Genomic DNA, 15396 nt, shown 5'->3' with positions numbered 1-15396 from the left:
CGGCTTTTTGTGCTTTGCGCGATTCGTCTGACTGGAGCTTGTGACTCGCGGACAGGTCTGCGACCACCCCAGCAGCGCGCTTCTTGACGGGCCCAGCGGCGACCTCGCCTGACCGCCCCGCGGCAGGTGGATCCCCGGCCGCACTGCCGGCGCCGCTACCATTGCCGCCTTCTGTTCCCGACCCTGGACTCTCCGCCATGACCCTCAAGCAACGACTCAGCGACGACATGAAGGCCGCGATGAAAGGCGGCGACAAGGACACGCTCGGCGTGATCCGACTGATCAACGCAGCGATCAAGCAAAAAGAAGTCGACGAGCGAATCGAACTTGACAATGCGGCCGTGCTCGCCGTGCTCGACAAGATGGTCAAGCAACGCCGCGATTCGGTCAGCCAATACGACGCCGCGGGCCGGGCTGACCTGGCTGACGTCGAGCGCGCCGAAATCATCGTGATCGAGCGCTACCTGCCGGCGAAGATGGGCGAAGCCGAGATCCTGGTCGCGATCGATGCGGCCGTCGCGGAGACCGGCGCCAGCAGTGCGGCCGACATGGGCAAGCTCATGGGCGTGCTGAAGCCGAAGCTCGCCGGACAGGCCGACATGGGCCAGGTGTCGGCGCTGGTGAAGAAGCGGCTCGCAGGCTGAGCGGCATGAGCGCACCTGCCAGCATCACCGTGCGCTTTGCCGAAAGCCGGGACCTGCCGCAGATCCTCGCCTTCATCCGTGAGTTGGCCGAGTACGAAAAGCTCGCCCACGAGGTGAGCGCCGACGTGGACGCTCTCGAGGCCAGCCTGTTCGGTGCGATGCCGGCCGCGGAAGTGCTGCTGGCCGAAGTCGACGGCGAGTCCGCCGGCTTCGCGCTGTTCTTCCATAACTTCTCGACGTTTCTGGGCCGGCGCGGCCTGTATCTCGAGGATCTGTACGTGTCGCCGCGTTTCCGCGGCCACGGCCTCGGGCGGCGGTTGATGACCAGCCTCGCGCGCATCGCGGTCGAGCGCGGTTGCGGCCGCTTCGAATGGTCGGTGCTCGACTGGAACGCGCCGGCGATCGGGTTCTACCGCAGCCTCGGGGCAGTCGGCATGGACGAGTGGACCGTGCAGCGCGTCTGCGGCGATGCGCTGCAGGACCTGGCGCGCGACAGCGAGCTGCCCGGTCGCAGCTGACGCAACCGGCCGTGGCATCCTGACCCGACATGACCCGCCTTCCCAACGCACCCAGCGCTCGTCGTGCCCGATCGGAACCTGTCCGCCACGGGTTGCGACCCATCGCCGCGCGCCGGCCGAGCCCGCCTGCCGCGGCCGGAGGCCGGTAGACCGTGGCCCGCATCCCCGATGCGTTCATCGACGACCTGCTGGCACGCACCGACCTTGTCGAGGTGATCGGCACGCGCGTGCCGCTCAAGCGCCAGGGCAAGGAATACTCCGCGCGCTGCCCGTTCCATGACGAGCGCTCGCCGAGCTTCACGGTCTCGCCGGTCAAGCAGTTCTACCACTGCTTCGGTTGCGGCGCGCATGGCACCGCGATCAGCTTCCTGATGAACTACGACCGCCTCGAGTTTCTCGATGCGATCGAGGAACTCGCCAAGCGGATCGGCGTGGAAGTGCCGCGCGATACGCACCAGCGCAACGCGAATCCTGAAAGCCAGGACCTCTACAGCGCAGTCGACGCGGCCGCGAAGTTCTTCCAGAAGCAGCTGGTCGGCAGCACGAAGGCGCAGGCCTACCTCGACCGGCGTGGCATCGGCGCGGAAGCGCGCCAGCGGTTTTCGATCGGCTATGCACCTGACGGGTTTACCGCGCTGCGTGACGCGCTCGGCTCCGATCCGCGCAGGCTCGGCCTGCTCGAGCGCGCGGGGCTGTTTTCGAAGAACGAAGCCGGCCGCGTCTACGACAAGTTCCGCGACCGCGTGATGTTCCCGATCTTCGACCGGCGCGGCCGGCCGATTGCATTCGGCGGGCGCGTGCTCGAGAAGGACGCCTCGCCGAAGTACCTCAATTCGCCGGAAACGCCGCTGTTCCACAAAGGACGCGAGCTCTACGGCCTGTGGCAGGTGCGGCAGGCGCATAACCGCATCGAGCGGCTGATCGTGGTCGAGGGTTACATGGACGTGGTCGCGCTGTTCGAGCACGGCTTCGATACCGCGGTGGCCACGCTCGGCACTGCGACCACGCCCGAGCACGCGGAACTGCTGTTCCGCAACGCGCCCGACGTGTACTTCTGCTTCGACGGCGACCGCGCCGGGCGCGCGGCGGCGTGGAAGGCGGTCGAGTCGGTGCTGCCGCGCATGAAGGACGGGCGCCAGGCGTTCTTCCTGTTCCTGCCCGACGGCGAGGATCCAGACTCGGTCGTACGCAAGGACGGTGCGCCGGGCTTCGAGGCGCACCTGAAGATGGCGACGCCGCTGTCGCAGTTCCTGTTCGACTCGCTGAGCGCCGACGTCAACCTCGCAACGCTCGAGGGCAAGGGCCGGCTCGCCGAGCGCGCCAAGCCGCTGCTCGCGCAGATTCCCGACGGTGCGTTCGCCGACCTGATGCAGCAACGGCTGACCGAGCTCACCGGTGTGGGCGCACGCACGGCGCCGCCGCAGACGCACGTGCCCGCGCAGCGCGCCCACTCGGGACGGGGCGTGCAGACGCCCAAGCCCAGCCTGGTGCGCAGCGCGATCGGGCTGCTGCTGCTGCAGCCCGCGCTTGCGTTGGAGGTACAGCCGCCGTTCGCGTTCGCCGCGCTGCGCCAGCCCGGTGTGCCGCTGCTGCTCGACCTGTTACAGGTCGTGATCGAACGCCCCGACATCGGCACCGGCGCGCTGATCGAGCATTTCGAGGGCCGCGAGGAGCATGCCTCGCTGCAGAAGCTGGCGTCGCAGACGCGCCCGGGCGATGCGTTGAAATGGAAGCAGGAGTTTTCCGACGTGATCGGTCAGCTCGTTCGCATGACGCGCCAGCAGCGCATCGACGAGTTGCAGGTGTTGCAGCGTGACGGCGGGCTCGACGACGACGGCAAGGCCGAGCTGCGTGCATTGCTGCTGACGCTGGTGCGGGGCTGAGGCGAACGCGCCTTGGCAGTGTCTCGGCGCTGAAACCGTCAGGCGATTGCAGCAGGGCTTGGAACGCGATCAGCCGCGCAGTGACCTCGGCCTTGGCTCTGTACGTAGCGCGACGCAGCCACTGCGCAGACCGTGGCGGGCATCGGTCTACATCACGCCCATCACCAGCCCTTCGATCGTATGCAGCTGCACGATCGGCTCGAGCTCGTCGACCAGGCGATAGGTCATGTGCTTTTTGACCTCGTCCGGCAGCGTTTCGGCGTACGCCCTGGAGATCTGCAGGTCGTGGCGGTCGGCATTGCGCGCGCAGGGTGCGTCGACGCCGAGCACGAGCGTGGGACGTGAGCGGTCCGAGCGGTTCGCGGTGCCGCGATGGATGGTCAGCGCCGAGCGCGCGGAAATATCGCCCATGCGCGGCGTGCGTCGCACCGCGCGTTCGAGGTAACGGTTCGAGTACTCCGGCGGCGGGAACATGCCGTGGTCGAAGTCATCATCCGTGTCCCACTGCGTGCCAAGCGCGATTTCGAACGGCCCCATGTCCTCGGAGACATCGACGGTGGTGAGGTTGAACGCGAGCGAGTTCAGCCGCCGCTCCGTGAGTGTCTCCGCCGGCGACGGAAAGTCGCGATGCCACGGCTGGTTCATCGCCCCGGGCCCGGGGACATCGAATCCGATCTCGACGACGCGGTAGTCCGGGCCCAACACCGACTCGCAGACCGCGACGACCCACGGATGGGTCACAAGGTCGACGAAGCCGCGCAGGCGCTCGGGATGGATCTCGACGTAATAGCGGTTGGGACCGCGTCCGAGCGCGCCGCCGGGCCGCTTCAGTGCCTCCTGAAACAGCGCTTCGATGTCCTCGCCGACCTGCTCGACCCAGCCGCGGTCGAACGCGCCCTTGAGGCCGATGATGCCGTCGCCGTACAGGCCGCCCATGATCGTCGCGACGTCGTATCCGGTGCTCTGCTCGATGGCTGTGTTCATGCTCGTCTCGTCTACGTCCGGTGCGGGCCCAGCAGCGTCGCGCGGGGTCGTTCGCGCTGTGGCTGCTTGCGGCGAAGCATCCGCCGGGCGCCTGCATGCTTCCCTCGGCCCGGCCCTGGAAGCACGCTGCCACAGCAGCGGTGCGTACCCGATGACGCCGCGTCGACCTGACTGAACCGGCTAGCTCGGCCGTGGTGTGTCCGGCGGTATTGCAGGGCGCGCCGATGTCGAAGGCTTTGAGCGCAGATGTCGCCGAGCAGCGCACAGCGATGCAGATAGGAAGAGGTGCAGACCCGGCTCAGGCCATCAGCCGCTTGTAGTACAGCACCGTCGCTGTGAGCCGGCCGTCCGGCATCGCCGCGAAGTCGGGAATTTCACCTGCGCGCTGCCAGCCCAGCCGCTGGTACACCGCCTCGGCGGCCGAGCCTTTCTGCGTGTCGAGCACCAGCAGGCTGCGGCCTTGGTCCGTCGCAAACGCCTCGAGCGCCGCCATGAGGCTGGAGGCGATGTGCTTGCCTCGGTGGCGCTGCAGCACGAGCAGTTTCTGCACTTCGGCCCGGTGGCGGCCGTTCTCGCGCCCGGCCGGGGCGAGCTGCACCGACCCGACGATCTCGCCGCCCTGCTCCGCAACCCATAGCGCCAGCGACGGGCCGATCGCGCCGAGCACCTCGCGCCAGTAATCGCGCGCGGCGTGCGCGTCGAGCGGCACGAGGAAGCCGACCGAGGCCCCGCCCTCGACGTTGTCGCGCAGCAGCTCGCACAGGCCCGGCAGCAACCCGGCCTTGCCCGGCGCGACGGGGCGTACGATTACCGACACACGGCCTCTGCCTTAAGGCTCAACGTGCGTCCTTGACGACCGCACCGCCCTTGACCACAACCGGGATCGACTCCAGCAGCTCGACGTTCTTCGTGGGATCGCCCGGCACGGCGACCAGGTCGGCAAAACGCCCCGCCTCGAGCACGCCCACGTCGTCGCGTGCGAGCGCCTGGGCCGCGTTGACCGTCGCGCTCTGGATCGCCTGCAGCGGCGTCATGCCGTAGCGCACCATTACGTCGAACTGCTTGCCGTTGTCGCCATGCGGATGCACGCCGGCGTCGGTGCCGTAGACCATCTTCACGCCGGCCGCGTGCGCGCGCTTGAAGCCTTGCCGCTGGATCTCGGCGATCTCCCGGTCCTTGCGCAGGTTGTCCTCGAGCACGCCGTTCTTCTTGCCTTCCGACTGCGTGTACTCGGTGTTGTAGATGTCCATCGACAGCCAGGCGCCGTGCTTCTTCGCAAGCGCGATGCCCTGATCGTCGATGAGGCTCGCATGCTCGATCGTGTCGACGCCGGCGCGAATGGCGTCCTTGATTCCGGCGGCGCCATGCGCATGCGCGGCCACCTTCAACCCCATCATGTGCGCATCGTCGACGATGGATTTCATTTCGTCATAGCTCAGCTGCTGCTGGCCGGGCTCGGTGTTGCGCGAGAACACGCCGCCGGTTGCGCAGATCTTGATCACCTGCGCGCCGTACTTGCGCAGCGTGCGCACTGCGCGGCGCGCCTCATCTGCGCCGTCGGCGTTGAACGCGTTCTTCTCGTCCATCGAGGGCGGGAAATAGGTCGAATCGCAGTGCCCGCCGGTCGCGCCGAACGAGTGCCCCGCCGTGACCACGCGCGGGCCGACGACCTTGCCTTCGTCGATCGCCTGCCGCAGCCCGACGTCGTTCCATGCATCGGCGCCGACATTTCGCACGGTGGTGAAGCCCGCCATCAGCGTCTTGTGCGCATTCGGCACGGTGATCATCGACCAGAAGCGGTCGTTGAACTGCAGGCCGCTGTAGCCGCCGTAGGTCGGGTCGCTGTCGAGATGCACGTGCATGTCGATCAGCCCGGGCAGCAGCGTCATGCCCGCGAGGTCGACGCGTTTGGCGCCGGCCGGGACTGCATCGCCTGCGCGTCCGATCTCGACGATGCGACCGTTGCGCACGTGCAGCTGCGGACGCTCGACCATCCTGCCGCTGCGCACATCGAGCATGCGGTCGGCAGTGATCACGACCTCGGCGCCGGCCGGCGCGGGTTCCGCAGCGGTCGGCTGAGCCTGGGCGATGGACGACGCGAGCAGCAAGGACAGCGCGGCAGGGGCAAGGCGATGCATGGCAACACTCCGGGGAGGACGCGGCCAGCATACGCACGCTCACCGGCAAGCCGCGATGCACGGCTTGCCGGCTGGAGTCGGGCCGCTTCGCAGGCCCGGAACGCTGCCCGCGCCGTTGCGACCTCGCCGGCTCAGTGGCCGGCCGGCTTCGCCTCAGGCGCAAATGCCTTGCGGAACGCGTCCAGTGCGGCCGCGTGGTAGACCGTCGCGTGCGTCTCGTCGCCGAACCCGCGGTGTGTGATCTGCAGGCTTGGGGATGCATGCGCGTTCATTGCGACAAGCAGCCGGGTCATGGGCTGCGATGCGCTGGCTTCGCGTCCGGTTGCGACGAACACCTTCGTGCGTGCGCCGTCGGGCTGGCGCTCCAGCCACTGCGGGGCCGCGCTCACCAGCGCATCCCGGTTCCACCACACGCTTGGGTCGATCGCGATGTAGGTATCGAACAACTCCGGCTCCAGCGCGAGCGTCTCGAGCACGAAGAGCCCCGCCAATGACTCGCCGACGATCGCGGTTTCATCGCTCGTGCGATAGCGCGAACGCACCTGCGGCATCAATTCGTCTCGGACGAACGCGCGAAACGCGGCCGAGCCGCCGACATGCGGCGCGATCTTTCGGTCCTCCGGGTCGTCGGTCGGCCCGGTGAGGTCGCGCCGGCGTTCAGTGTTCTCGATGCCGACCAGCACGAACGGCCGCATCGAGCCGTTGCCGGTGAGCACCTGCACGAGTCCGGCGACGTGCAGGAAGTCCTCGGCGATGCCGCCATCGGGCATGTAGAGCACGGGCAGGCGCACGTCGGGCGACGCGTGGTACGCCGCAGGTAGATAGACATTGATGCGCCGGGTTTCGCCAAGCGCCGCCGATTCGAGGGTAAAGGTTTCACCGATCGCGAGCGGCGCAGCTTGCGTCGCTGCCCGGGCCGGTGTGGCCGCATGCCTGGGAGACAAAGCGATCAGCGGCAGGCATACGGTGAGCGCGAACGCGTAAAGCGAGGCGAAACGGGGCGTTGCGGGCATCTTATTTCGGTCCGAATCCATGAACACGCCGCGCAGGCTAACTGATCGACGGCGGCCGGGTGCCTGTGATTCGGTAACGCATGTTCGCGGTCTGCAGCCGCGAGTCGACGGTGAGGAAGACCCCCCGCCGGCATCAGGACGCCGATGTCTTACGGACCGACAGCGCGCCGATTTTCCGCATCGTCTGCTCGGCCGATCAGCCGCGCGACCGACATGCGTTCGAGCATCACGCCGAACGTGTACGGCATCGGCTGGGGGCCGGTGTGACCGGGCGATCCGTCGACGGCGAGCGCACCGCAGGGGCGCGGCTGCCGGCAGGCCCAGAACTCGCCTGCCGCTGCGCCGATCCGCACCGATACCGGCTGCAGATCACGCAGGTATGCACCCATCGGTACCGGCATCTGCGGTGGCGCGTAGCCGGGCCGTTCGAGCATCGCGTGCACGTTGCCGCCGAGCACGAGCAGCCGCCCGCGCGGCAACGCGCCGTGTGCGGCGCGCACGACCTCGGCCATGAAGCGATCACGCGCGTTCGCATCATTGCGCGGGGCATCGGCCGCGGTGTCGTAGGCGAGCATTGCGACGTCGCGACCCTGCCCGCGCAGCACGCGCATCGCCTCGATCAGCTCGAGCATCTCCTCGCTACGTCGTCCGTCGTGGTCGGTGTCAGCACGCTGCCACAACGCGCGCGCACGCAGCGTGGCACGCGCGTGGGCGTCGCCGTTCGATGACAGATACGCGTTGAGTGATGCCTGCTCGCGATGCGGCATCTCCAGTGCGAGCAGCACCGGCCCCTGCGCGGCATAGCGCGTAGCGAGCAAGCGCACCAGCTCGGGAATCTCACGCGTGCCGTGCAGCTCGCCGAGCAGGATCAACCGGTGCGCGCCGGCATGCGTATGGATCGCCTGAGCAGCATCGGCAATGTCCGAACCGGCGCTCGCTGGCGGCCGAGCGTACGAGACGATCGACACCGCCATCAACGCGGCCAGCAGCCAGCGCCGCCAGGTTGCCTTGCATTCCATCGCTCGCACTCCGCCCGTGGTCTGCGGCCGAAGTTGGGTTGCGAAGGCCGCGCTTCAAGCCAGCGGCTGCAACTCGAACGGCGGTGGCGGCTCGAGCCACGGCATCAGCCAGTGATCGAGCAGCAGGAAGGCGAACAGCGCCATCAGGTACACGATCGAATAGTTGAAGACCTTCATCGCGTACAGCTCATCGGGCGGATCCATGAGCTTCCAGGCATAGCCGAGAAACACCGCGCCGAGCACCAATGCGCCGCCGAGGTAGAACAGCCCGCTCATGCCGGTCGCCCACGGCAGCACCGTCACCACGACCAGCAGCACGGTGTAGAACAGGATCTGCCAGCGCGTGTAGGTCACCCCGTGCGTGACCGGCAGCATCGGCACCAGCGCGCGCGCATAGTCCTCGCGGCGGAAGATCGCCAGCGCCCAGAAGTGCGGCGGCGTCCAGACGAAGATGATCAGCACCAGCAGCAGTGCATGCGCCCAGTCCCACTCGTTGCGCATGCCGGTCACCGCGGCCCAACCCAGCAGCGGCGGTGCGGCACCGGCGATGCCGCCGATGACGATGTTCTGCGGCGTCGCGCGCTTGAGATACACCGTGTACACCACGGCGTACCCGATCAGCGAAGCGAACGTCAGCAGCGCGGTGATCCAGTTGACCCACAGCACGAGGATCAGCATCGACAGCGCGCCAAGGGCGAGCGCGAAGATCAGCGCCTGCCGATGTGTGATCTGCCCCGCCACGATCGGCCGCCACGAGGTGCGGGCCATTTTCGCGTCGATCCTCGAATCGAGCAGCTGGTTGATCGCAGCCGCCGATGACGCTGCCAGCCAGATGCCGAGGAATCCGAGCACCGACTCCTTCAATGGAGGCAGACCCGGCACTGCGAGGAACATCCCGACGATCGCGGTGAACACGATCAGCGCCACGACGCGCGGCTTGGTCAGGTCCCAGTACTGGCGAATCGTCGCGCTCATCCGTGACCCGGGGCGCGCACGCGCGCAAGCAGTGTGACCAGCACGAACAGCAGCAGCACGGCGCCGGCGTTATGCAGCACGGCCACCGACAGCGGCAGCGAAAGCTTGACGTTCGCGATGCCGAGCGTGACCTGCGCCAGCGTCAGCAGCCCGAGCAGCGTGGCCCATCCGCGCATGCCGGGCGTGCGCATCAGTCGCCATGCGAGCGCGAGCAGATACACGAACACGACCGCCGCCATCATCCGGTGCGCGAGCTGGATCGCGATGCGGGCCTCGCCGTCGAGGATCCCGCCTTCGTAATCCACGCCGATGCCGCGCCAGAGCACGAAGCCTTCGCGGAAGTCATGCGGTGGCCACCACTGGCCCACGCATTTTGGGAAATCGAACGAATGCATGTTCTCGGCAAGCCAGCCGCCTGCGCCACACGAAAGCGCCGCGTAATTCGCGCTGGTCCAGCCGCCGAGCGCGATCTGCACGCCGAGCACCAGCAGGCCACCGATCACCAGCAGGTGCAGGCGCGACGCATCGGCGAGCCGGATCGGGCGGTCGGTGGCGCGCCATGCCATCCACAGCAGCAGCGAGAACGTCAGCAGCCCGCCCAGCAGGTGGCCCATCACCACGATCGGCTTGAGCAGCCAGGTCACCGTCCACATGCCGAGCAGGGCCTGGAAGATGATCACTGCGAGCGTCAGCGCCGCCACGCGTGATAGACCCGCGTTATCCCAGCGCAGCGCCGCGAACAGCAGGATCGCCTCGGCGGTTGCCGCAAGGACCGACGCGGCGACGTAATCGGCGCGCATGTACAGAGGGATCGACACCGCGACCAGCGCCGCAGCGACAAGCACCTGCGCGATGCCGTAGCGGCGTCGGCGGGCGGCGATCAGCGCGAGCGCCAACACGAGCACGCCGAGCGCGCCGGCGATCATGCGATGGAACTGCTCGCGCCAGGCCTTGCTCGGCTCGATCGGCCGGATCGCCGTCAGCGCCTGCTCGGCGTGCTCACCCGCGCTCGTCGGCCATGCGGCGCGACCGTAGCAGGTCGGCCAATCGGGGCAGCTCAGCCCCGCGTTCGACAGGCGCACGAACGCACCGAACACGATCACGCCGAGTGCAAGCGCAACCGCGAACCAGGCGATTCGGCGGAACGACTTGTACGAAGGCGGCTTGGATGCGGCGGGCGTGCTCATGCGGGGCTCGGGGTCACTTCAGCTTCAACAGCTTGGCCATGTCCGCGCGCAGGCCCGCCGGGTCGAAGCCGGGAGCGTACCGCAGGATCACGAACCCGTTCGGGTCGATCACATAGACGGGCACGCCGCCCGAAGTGCCTGCACGCGGCAGCCCCGCGCGCAGCGCGTCGGAAGGCTCGACGAGCCGAAGCGTCGCCGGCTGCGGCGCGCCCGCCGGATAGGTACACGGGCTGGTCGGGCAGATCCACAGCACATGCGCGCGGTCGGCGTCACGTCCGAACAACTGCCAGACGGTGTCCACCTGGCGCGCGAGCTTCGCGCACTCGTCCCCGCAATCGGCAGGTGGGGCGACTGCGATGCGCCACGTGCGTTCGATCGGGTTCCAGCGGTACTCGCTGCCGCCGGCAAGGCGCGGCACGACGGTGCGCAGGTCCCCCGGCGGGTCGAGCAGCTCACCGTTGTTCTTCATGCCGCTCGGGCGCCATCCGCTGAAGCGCAGCGCACCGGCCAGTGCAAGGCTGCCGAGAAACAGCACGACGATGATGAGCAGCACCGCCCGGTTGCGATTGCGGGCGGAAGTGGCGGGACGGGACTCGGTCATCGGCGCTTCCTCCGGAATGTCAGGATCAGGGCGGTCACGAACGCCGCGATTGCCAGGCCGAACCACTGCACCGCATAGCCGCGGTGCTTTTCGGGCGGCAGCGTGTTCGCGAGCAGGACCAAATCGCGCTCGAAGCCGCCGGGCACGGCAGGATCCAGTCGCAGCACACGCGGTGCGAGTGGGCGCTGCGGGTCACCGAGCTGCCCGTCGACCGCGGCGCGGTCGATACGCGTGGCCAGCCATGCCTCACCGGAGCCGACCGCGCGCTTGGACATCGGTTCGCCAAGCGCGAGGCCCGGCGACGGCGGAGGCGCGAGCAGGCCGCGCACCTGCACCTGGCCTACCGGTGCGCCGGCCAGCGCGGCCGCGGGTACGGTGCGGTCGCCGGGCAGCGCGAGCCAGCCGAGGTCGACCAGCAGTTCGCCGCCACTGTCGGGCAGGAATACGCGGAAGACACGAATGCCGACGCGGCCGTTGCGCTGCTGGTTGTCGAGCAGCACCGGCGGCGCGGGCGCGAACCGGCCTGGCCCCGCGGCCCATGTGTACGCGCTGGAAAGGCGCGCATCCTGCGCTGCGGCCAACGGGACTGCGCTGCGTTGCGCCAGCACGCGGGCTGAAGCGTCGAGCACCGCCTGTTTCTCTGCGCCGCGCCGCAATTGCCAAGCGCCAAGCGAACTGAACGCCGCGATCAGCACGAGCGCAAACGCCCAGCCAGCAATCAGCGTCCCATGACGTCTCACGCAGTGACTCCGGCCCGCTGCAATAATGCGGCGACGGCGGCCGCGGTGCCGCCCGGGAGCCGCTGGATGAAAACGCTGTTGATCGTCGCCTTCTTGATTCTCATCGTCTGGAACCTCGGCGCCGGCCTCTATTACATGCTCGTGGACAAGGGTCAGAGCAAGCGCACGGTGAATGCGCTGACACGTCGCATTGCGCTGTCGGTCGCCCTGATCATCATCGTGCTGGTCTCGATCAAGCTCGGCTGGATCGAGCCCCACGGCGTGGGCGCCTGACTCGTAGCGGCGCCACGCGCATTCTAATCGCTCGGCAATGAGCGCTCAGAAAAAACGGGCCGGCAATGCCGGCCCGTTTCGGTATTGCGGTTCGCGGCGTGCCGCGCCCGGTTACAGCACGTAGACGAAGAGGAACAGGCCGAGCCAGACGACGTCGACGAAGTGCCAGTACCACGCCACAGCTTCGAAACCGAAGTGATCGTCGCGCGAGAAATGGCCCTTGAGGCAGCGGAACCAGATGATCGCGAGCATCAGGGTGCCCAGCGTCACGTGCAGGCCGTGGAAGCCGGTCAGCATGAAGAACGTCGAGCCGTAGATGCCTGAGCCCAGCGTCAGGTTGAGCTCCTGGTAGGCGTGGATGTATTCCTCGGCCTGGAAGAACAGGAACACGATGCCGAGCAGGACCGTCGCGCCGAGCCAGACCAGCAGTGACTTGCGGTGGCCGGCCTTGAGCGCGTGGTGCGCGGCGGTGACCGTGATGCCCGACGTCAGCAGGATCAGCGTGTTAAGCAGGGGCAAACCCCAGGCCGATACGGTCTGGAATTCGCCGCCCACCCGGCCCGGGCCGGTGGTCGGCCATGCGGCGCTGAAGCCTTCCCACAGCAGGCTGTTCGTCGCCATGCCGTCGCCTTCACCGCCGAGCCACGGAAGCGCGTACTGGCGCGCATAGAACAGCGCGCCGAAGAACGCAGCGAAGAACATCACCTCAGAGAAGATGAACCACACCATGCCCATGCGGAACGAGATGTCGACCTGGCGGTTGTAGTTGCCGCCGACCGACTCGCGAATCACATCACCGAACCAGCCGAACAGCACGCCGATCATCAGCGCGGCGCCGACGAAGAACGTCCACATGCCCCAGGACGTCTCGTTCATCCAGCTCGCCAGCCCGATCATCGTCACGAACAGGGCAATCGACCCGTAGAACGGCCAGCGGCTGCTGTGCGGTACGAAATAGATATTGGGGTCGTTCGTGGTGGCGTGGGCCATGTCGGCTTCCGTATCGGTTGTTACTTGGGGTTACGGCATCGAGCGCGGCGTCGTCGCGCTCCCGCCTGCGGCGGCAGCGGCGACGGCTTTCGCAGTCAGTCCGTCATTTTTGAAGAACGTGTACGACAGCGTGATCGTCTTGACGTCGGCCGGCAGGCTCGGGTCGACGATGAAGCGCACCGGCATGTCGCGCGTCTCACCGGCCTGCAGCGTCTGCGCGGTGAAGCAGAAGCACTCGGTCTTGTTGAAATAGCCTGAGGCGCGCGCAGGCGCGACCGACGGCACGGCGCTGCCGACTACCGGCTGGCCACTGATGTTGCGTGCGAAGTACGTGGTTTCGTACGGCTCGCCGACACGCACCTGCATGGACAGCTGGCTAGGCTGGAAGTCCCACGGCAACTTCGAGTTCACACCGCCATCGAACTGGACCGTGACCACGCGCGCCGCCGCCACCGCCGCATTCGCCTCGCCTTCGACCGCGCCGCGTTCGAGCCGGATACCGAACACCTTCTCGCAGGCGATGCGGTAGAGCGGCACGAGCGCGAAGCTGAAGGCGAACGCGGCAAACGCGATCGCGACCATCTTCAGCAGTCCGGAGCGGACGCTGCGCTGGGTGTCACCGGAAGTCATTGGCTGGGCAGATTGATCAGGATGAAGCCGAGATAGACCGCAACCGCCGCGACCGCGATCCAGATCGCGGTACGACGTGCACGCTGGCGGCGTACACGCACCTGTTCCTCAGTCTGCGGGGCGCGGTTCATGGATCGACTCAGTGCGTAATGTCGCCGTGTGCGAGGTCACCGTCGCGGATTACCGGCGGCGTGGTGAAGGTGTGGTGAGGCGCCGGGCTCGGCACGGTCCACTCCAGACCTCGAGCACCTTCCCACGAACGTGCCTCAGCCTTCTCGCCGTACTTCAGCGAGTGCCACAGTACGAAGAGCATGATGAAGGGCGTGCTGAACATGCCGAACGCGCCGATCGAGCTGATCAGGTTCCAGTCCGCGAACACGACGTTGTAGTCCGGGATACGGCGCGGCATGCCGGCCAGGCCCAGGAAGTGCTGCGGGAAGAACAGCAGGTTCACGAACACGATGCTGACCCAGAAATGGATGCCGGCCAGCTTCTCGCTGAACATCCGCCCGGTCCACTTCGGCCACCAGTAATAGACCGCGGCGATGATCGAGAACAGCGCGCCGGTCACGAGCACGTAATGGAAGTGCGCGACGACGAAGTAGGTGTCGTGGTACTGGAAGTCGGCCGGCACGATCGCGAGCATCAGGCCCGAGAAACCGCCGATCGTGAACAGGATGACGAACGCGATCGACCACAGCATCGGCGCTTCGAACGTGAGCGAGCCGCGCCACATCGTGGTCACCCAGTTGAACACCTTCACGCCGGTCGGGATCGCGATCAGCATCGTCGCGAACATGAAGTAGATCTCGCCACCGAGCGGCATGCCGACGGTGAACATGTGGTGGGCCCACACGATGAACGACAGGAATGCGATCGCGGCGATCGCGTACACCATGGCCTGGTAGCCGAACAGCGGCTTGCGTGCAAAGGTCGGGATGATCTCCGACACGATGCCGAACGCCGGCAGGATCATGATGTAGACCTCTGGGTGCCCGAAGAACCAGAAGATGTGCTGGTACATCACCGGGTCGCCGCCGCCGGCCGCGTTGAAGAACGAGGTACCGAAGAACTTGTCGGTCAGCAGCATCGTCACGGCGCCGGCGAGCACCGGCATCACGGCGATCAGCAGGAACGCGGTGATCAGCCACGACCAGCAGAAGATCGGCATCTTCAGCAGGTCGACGCCGGGGGCGCGCATGTTGAGGATCGTCGCGATGACGTTGATCGCGCCCATGATCGAGCTGATGCCCATCATGTGGATGGCGAAGATCACGAACGCGAAATGACCACCGCCCTGCAGCGACAGCGGCGGATACAGCGTCCATCCACCGGCCGGGCCACCGCCCGGGAAGAACAGCGTCATCAGCAGCACGGTGAACGCGAACGGCAGGATCCAGAAGGACCAGTTGTTCATACGCGGCAGCGCCATGTCCGGCGCACCGATCTGCAGCGGGATCATCCAGTTCGCCAGACCGACGAACGCCGGCATGACGCCGCCGAAGATCATGACCAGCGCGTGCATCGTGGTCATCTGGTTGAAGAACATCGGCTCGACGAACTGCAGACCCGGGGTCAGCAGCTCGGCGCGGATCACCACGCTCATCGCCGCGCCGACGACGAACATGAGGAAGCTGAAGATCAGGTACAGCGTCCCGATGTCCTTGTGGTTCGTCGAGAAGAACCAGCGCTCGATGAAGCCCTGCTGGTGGCCGTGGTCATCGTGGTGATGATCGGCAGCGGTGGGGTGCGTGGCAGCCATGGCCTACCTCAAAAAAAGTGCGTGTGTGACAGCAGGGAG

General features: G+C 67.1%; 17 protein-coding genes. 4 read left to right on the top strand and 13 right to left on the bottom strand.

From position 1 onward, the window contains the following. The first annotated feature begins 197 nt into the window (after positions 1-197). From ACFFGH_RS16685 to dnaG, 3 genes are all read left to right on the top strand, one after another. Positions 198-644, top strand: a complete 447-nt coding sequence (locus ACFFGH_RS16685) for a GatB/YqeY domain-containing protein (RefSeq protein ID WP_386670332.1) — start codon at positions 198-200, stop codon at positions 642-644. A 5-nt stretch (positions 645-649) separates the two neighbouring features. Continuing rightward, positions 650-1162 (top strand): GNAT family N-acetyltransferase, encoded by a 513-nt coding sequence (locus ACFFGH_RS16680; protein ID WP_386670330.1) that lies wholly within the window; start codon positions 650-652, stop codon positions 1160-1162. Positions 1163-1314: 152 nt separating this feature from the next. Then, entirely contained in the window at positions 1315-3045 is a 1731-nt protein-coding gene (dnaG, locus tag ACFFGH_RS16675; protein ID WP_386670328.1) for a DNA primase, read from the top strand. A gap of 147 nt (positions 3046-3192) precedes the next feature. On the opposite strand, the gene ACFFGH_RS16670 is transcribed toward dnaG, so the two are convergent. The 9 genes from ACFFGH_RS16670 to ACFFGH_RS16630 form a co-directional block, all read right to left on the bottom strand. Further along, on the bottom strand, positions 3193-4029 hold the full coding sequence (locus tag ACFFGH_RS16670) for a phytanoyl-CoA dioxygenase family protein (RefSeq protein ID WP_386670326.1): 837 nt from the start codon (positions 4027-4029) through the stop codon (positions 3193-3195). Positions 4030-4327: 298 nt separating this feature from the next. After that, positions 4328-4846, bottom strand: coding sequence for a GNAT family N-acetyltransferase (locus tag ACFFGH_RS16665; protein ID WP_386670324.1), 519 nt, complete (start codon positions 4844-4846; stop codon positions 4328-4330). A 19-nt stretch (positions 4847-4865) separates the two neighbouring features. Beyond that, the gene (locus ACFFGH_RS16660; protein WP_386670322.1) at positions 4866-6167 is read right to left on the bottom strand and encodes a Xaa-Pro dipeptidase; all 1302 of its coding nucleotides are present in this window, start codon (positions 6165-6167) and stop codon (positions 4866-4868) included. 131 nt (positions 6168-6298) lie between these two features. Then, a complete protein-coding gene (locus tag ACFFGH_RS16655; protein WP_386670320.1) occupies positions 6299-7180 on the bottom strand; it encodes an alpha/beta hydrolase in 882 nt (293 codons plus the stop codon). 149 nt (positions 7181-7329) lie between these two features. Further along, positions 7330-8199, bottom strand: a complete 870-nt coding sequence (locus tag ACFFGH_RS16650) for a calcium-binding protein (RefSeq protein WP_386670318.1) — start codon at positions 8197-8199, stop codon at positions 7330-7332. A 54-nt stretch (positions 8200-8253) separates the two neighbouring features. Further along, a complete protein-coding gene (locus ACFFGH_RS16645) occupies positions 8254-9174 on the bottom strand; it encodes a heme o synthase (RefSeq protein WP_386670316.1) in 921 nt (306 codons plus the stop codon). Continuing rightward, positions 9171-10361 (bottom strand): COX15/CtaA family protein, encoded by a 1191-nt coding sequence (locus ACFFGH_RS16640; protein WP_386670315.1) that lies wholly within the window; start codon positions 10359-10361, stop codon positions 9171-9173. The genes ACFFGH_RS16645 and ACFFGH_RS16640 overlap by 4 nt, the downstream gene beginning before the upstream one ends. A gap of 13 nt (positions 10362-10374) precedes the next feature. Next, on the bottom strand, positions 10375-10962 hold the full coding sequence (locus ACFFGH_RS16635) for a redox-active disulfide-containing membrane protein (protein ID WP_386670313.1): 588 nt from the start codon (positions 10960-10962) through the stop codon (positions 10375-10377). Continuing rightward, a complete protein-coding gene (locus ACFFGH_RS16630; RefSeq protein WP_386670311.1) occupies positions 10959-11702 on the bottom strand; it encodes an SURF1 family protein in 744 nt (247 codons plus the stop codon). Before ACFFGH_RS16630 ends, ACFFGH_RS16635 begins: the two co-directional genes overlap by 4 nt. Between ACFFGH_RS16630 and ACFFGH_RS16625 the strand changes: the two genes are divergently transcribed. Continuing rightward, positions 11691-11975, top strand: coding sequence for a twin transmembrane helix small protein (locus ACFFGH_RS16625; RefSeq protein WP_386670309.1), 285 nt, complete (start codon positions 11691-11693; stop codon positions 11973-11975). The genes ACFFGH_RS16630 and ACFFGH_RS16625 overlap by 12 nt on opposite strands. Positions 11976-12086: 111 nt before the next feature. On the opposite strand, the gene ACFFGH_RS16620 is transcribed toward ACFFGH_RS16625, so the two are convergent. Genes ACFFGH_RS16620 through ctaD form a run of 4 tightly spaced genes read right to left on the bottom strand, consistent with a single transcriptional unit; the run spans position 12087 to position 15357 of the window. Then, complete coding sequence (locus tag ACFFGH_RS16620) at positions 12087-12965, bottom strand: cytochrome c oxidase subunit 3 (protein ID WP_386670307.1); 879 nt, start codon at positions 12963-12965, stop codon at positions 12087-12089. Between the two features lie 30 nt (positions 12966-12995). Next, positions 12996-13595 carry a cytochrome c oxidase assembly protein gene (locus ACFFGH_RS16615; protein ID WP_386670305.1) on the bottom strand — a complete coding sequence of 200 codons (600 nt, stop codon included), beginning with the start codon at positions 13593-13595 and terminating at the stop codon, positions 12996-12998. Then, on the bottom strand, positions 13592-13726 hold the full coding sequence (locus ACFFGH_RS16610) for a hypothetical protein (RefSeq protein WP_386670304.1): 135 nt from the start codon (positions 13724-13726) through the stop codon (positions 13592-13594). The genes ACFFGH_RS16615 and ACFFGH_RS16610 overlap by 4 nt, the downstream gene beginning before the upstream one ends. An 8-nt stretch (positions 13727-13734) precedes the next feature. Beyond that, on the bottom strand, positions 13735-15357 hold the full coding sequence (gene ctaD, locus ACFFGH_RS16605; protein ID WP_386670302.1) for a cytochrome c oxidase subunit I: 1623 nt from the start codon (positions 15355-15357) through the stop codon (positions 13735-13737). Positions 15358-15396 lie beyond the last annotated feature (39 nt).

Source organism: Lysobacter korlensis (assembly GCF_042434515.1).
The sequence above is the reverse complement of the archived record's forward strand: the minus strand, read 5'-3'. Positions and strand labels throughout refer to the sequence as shown.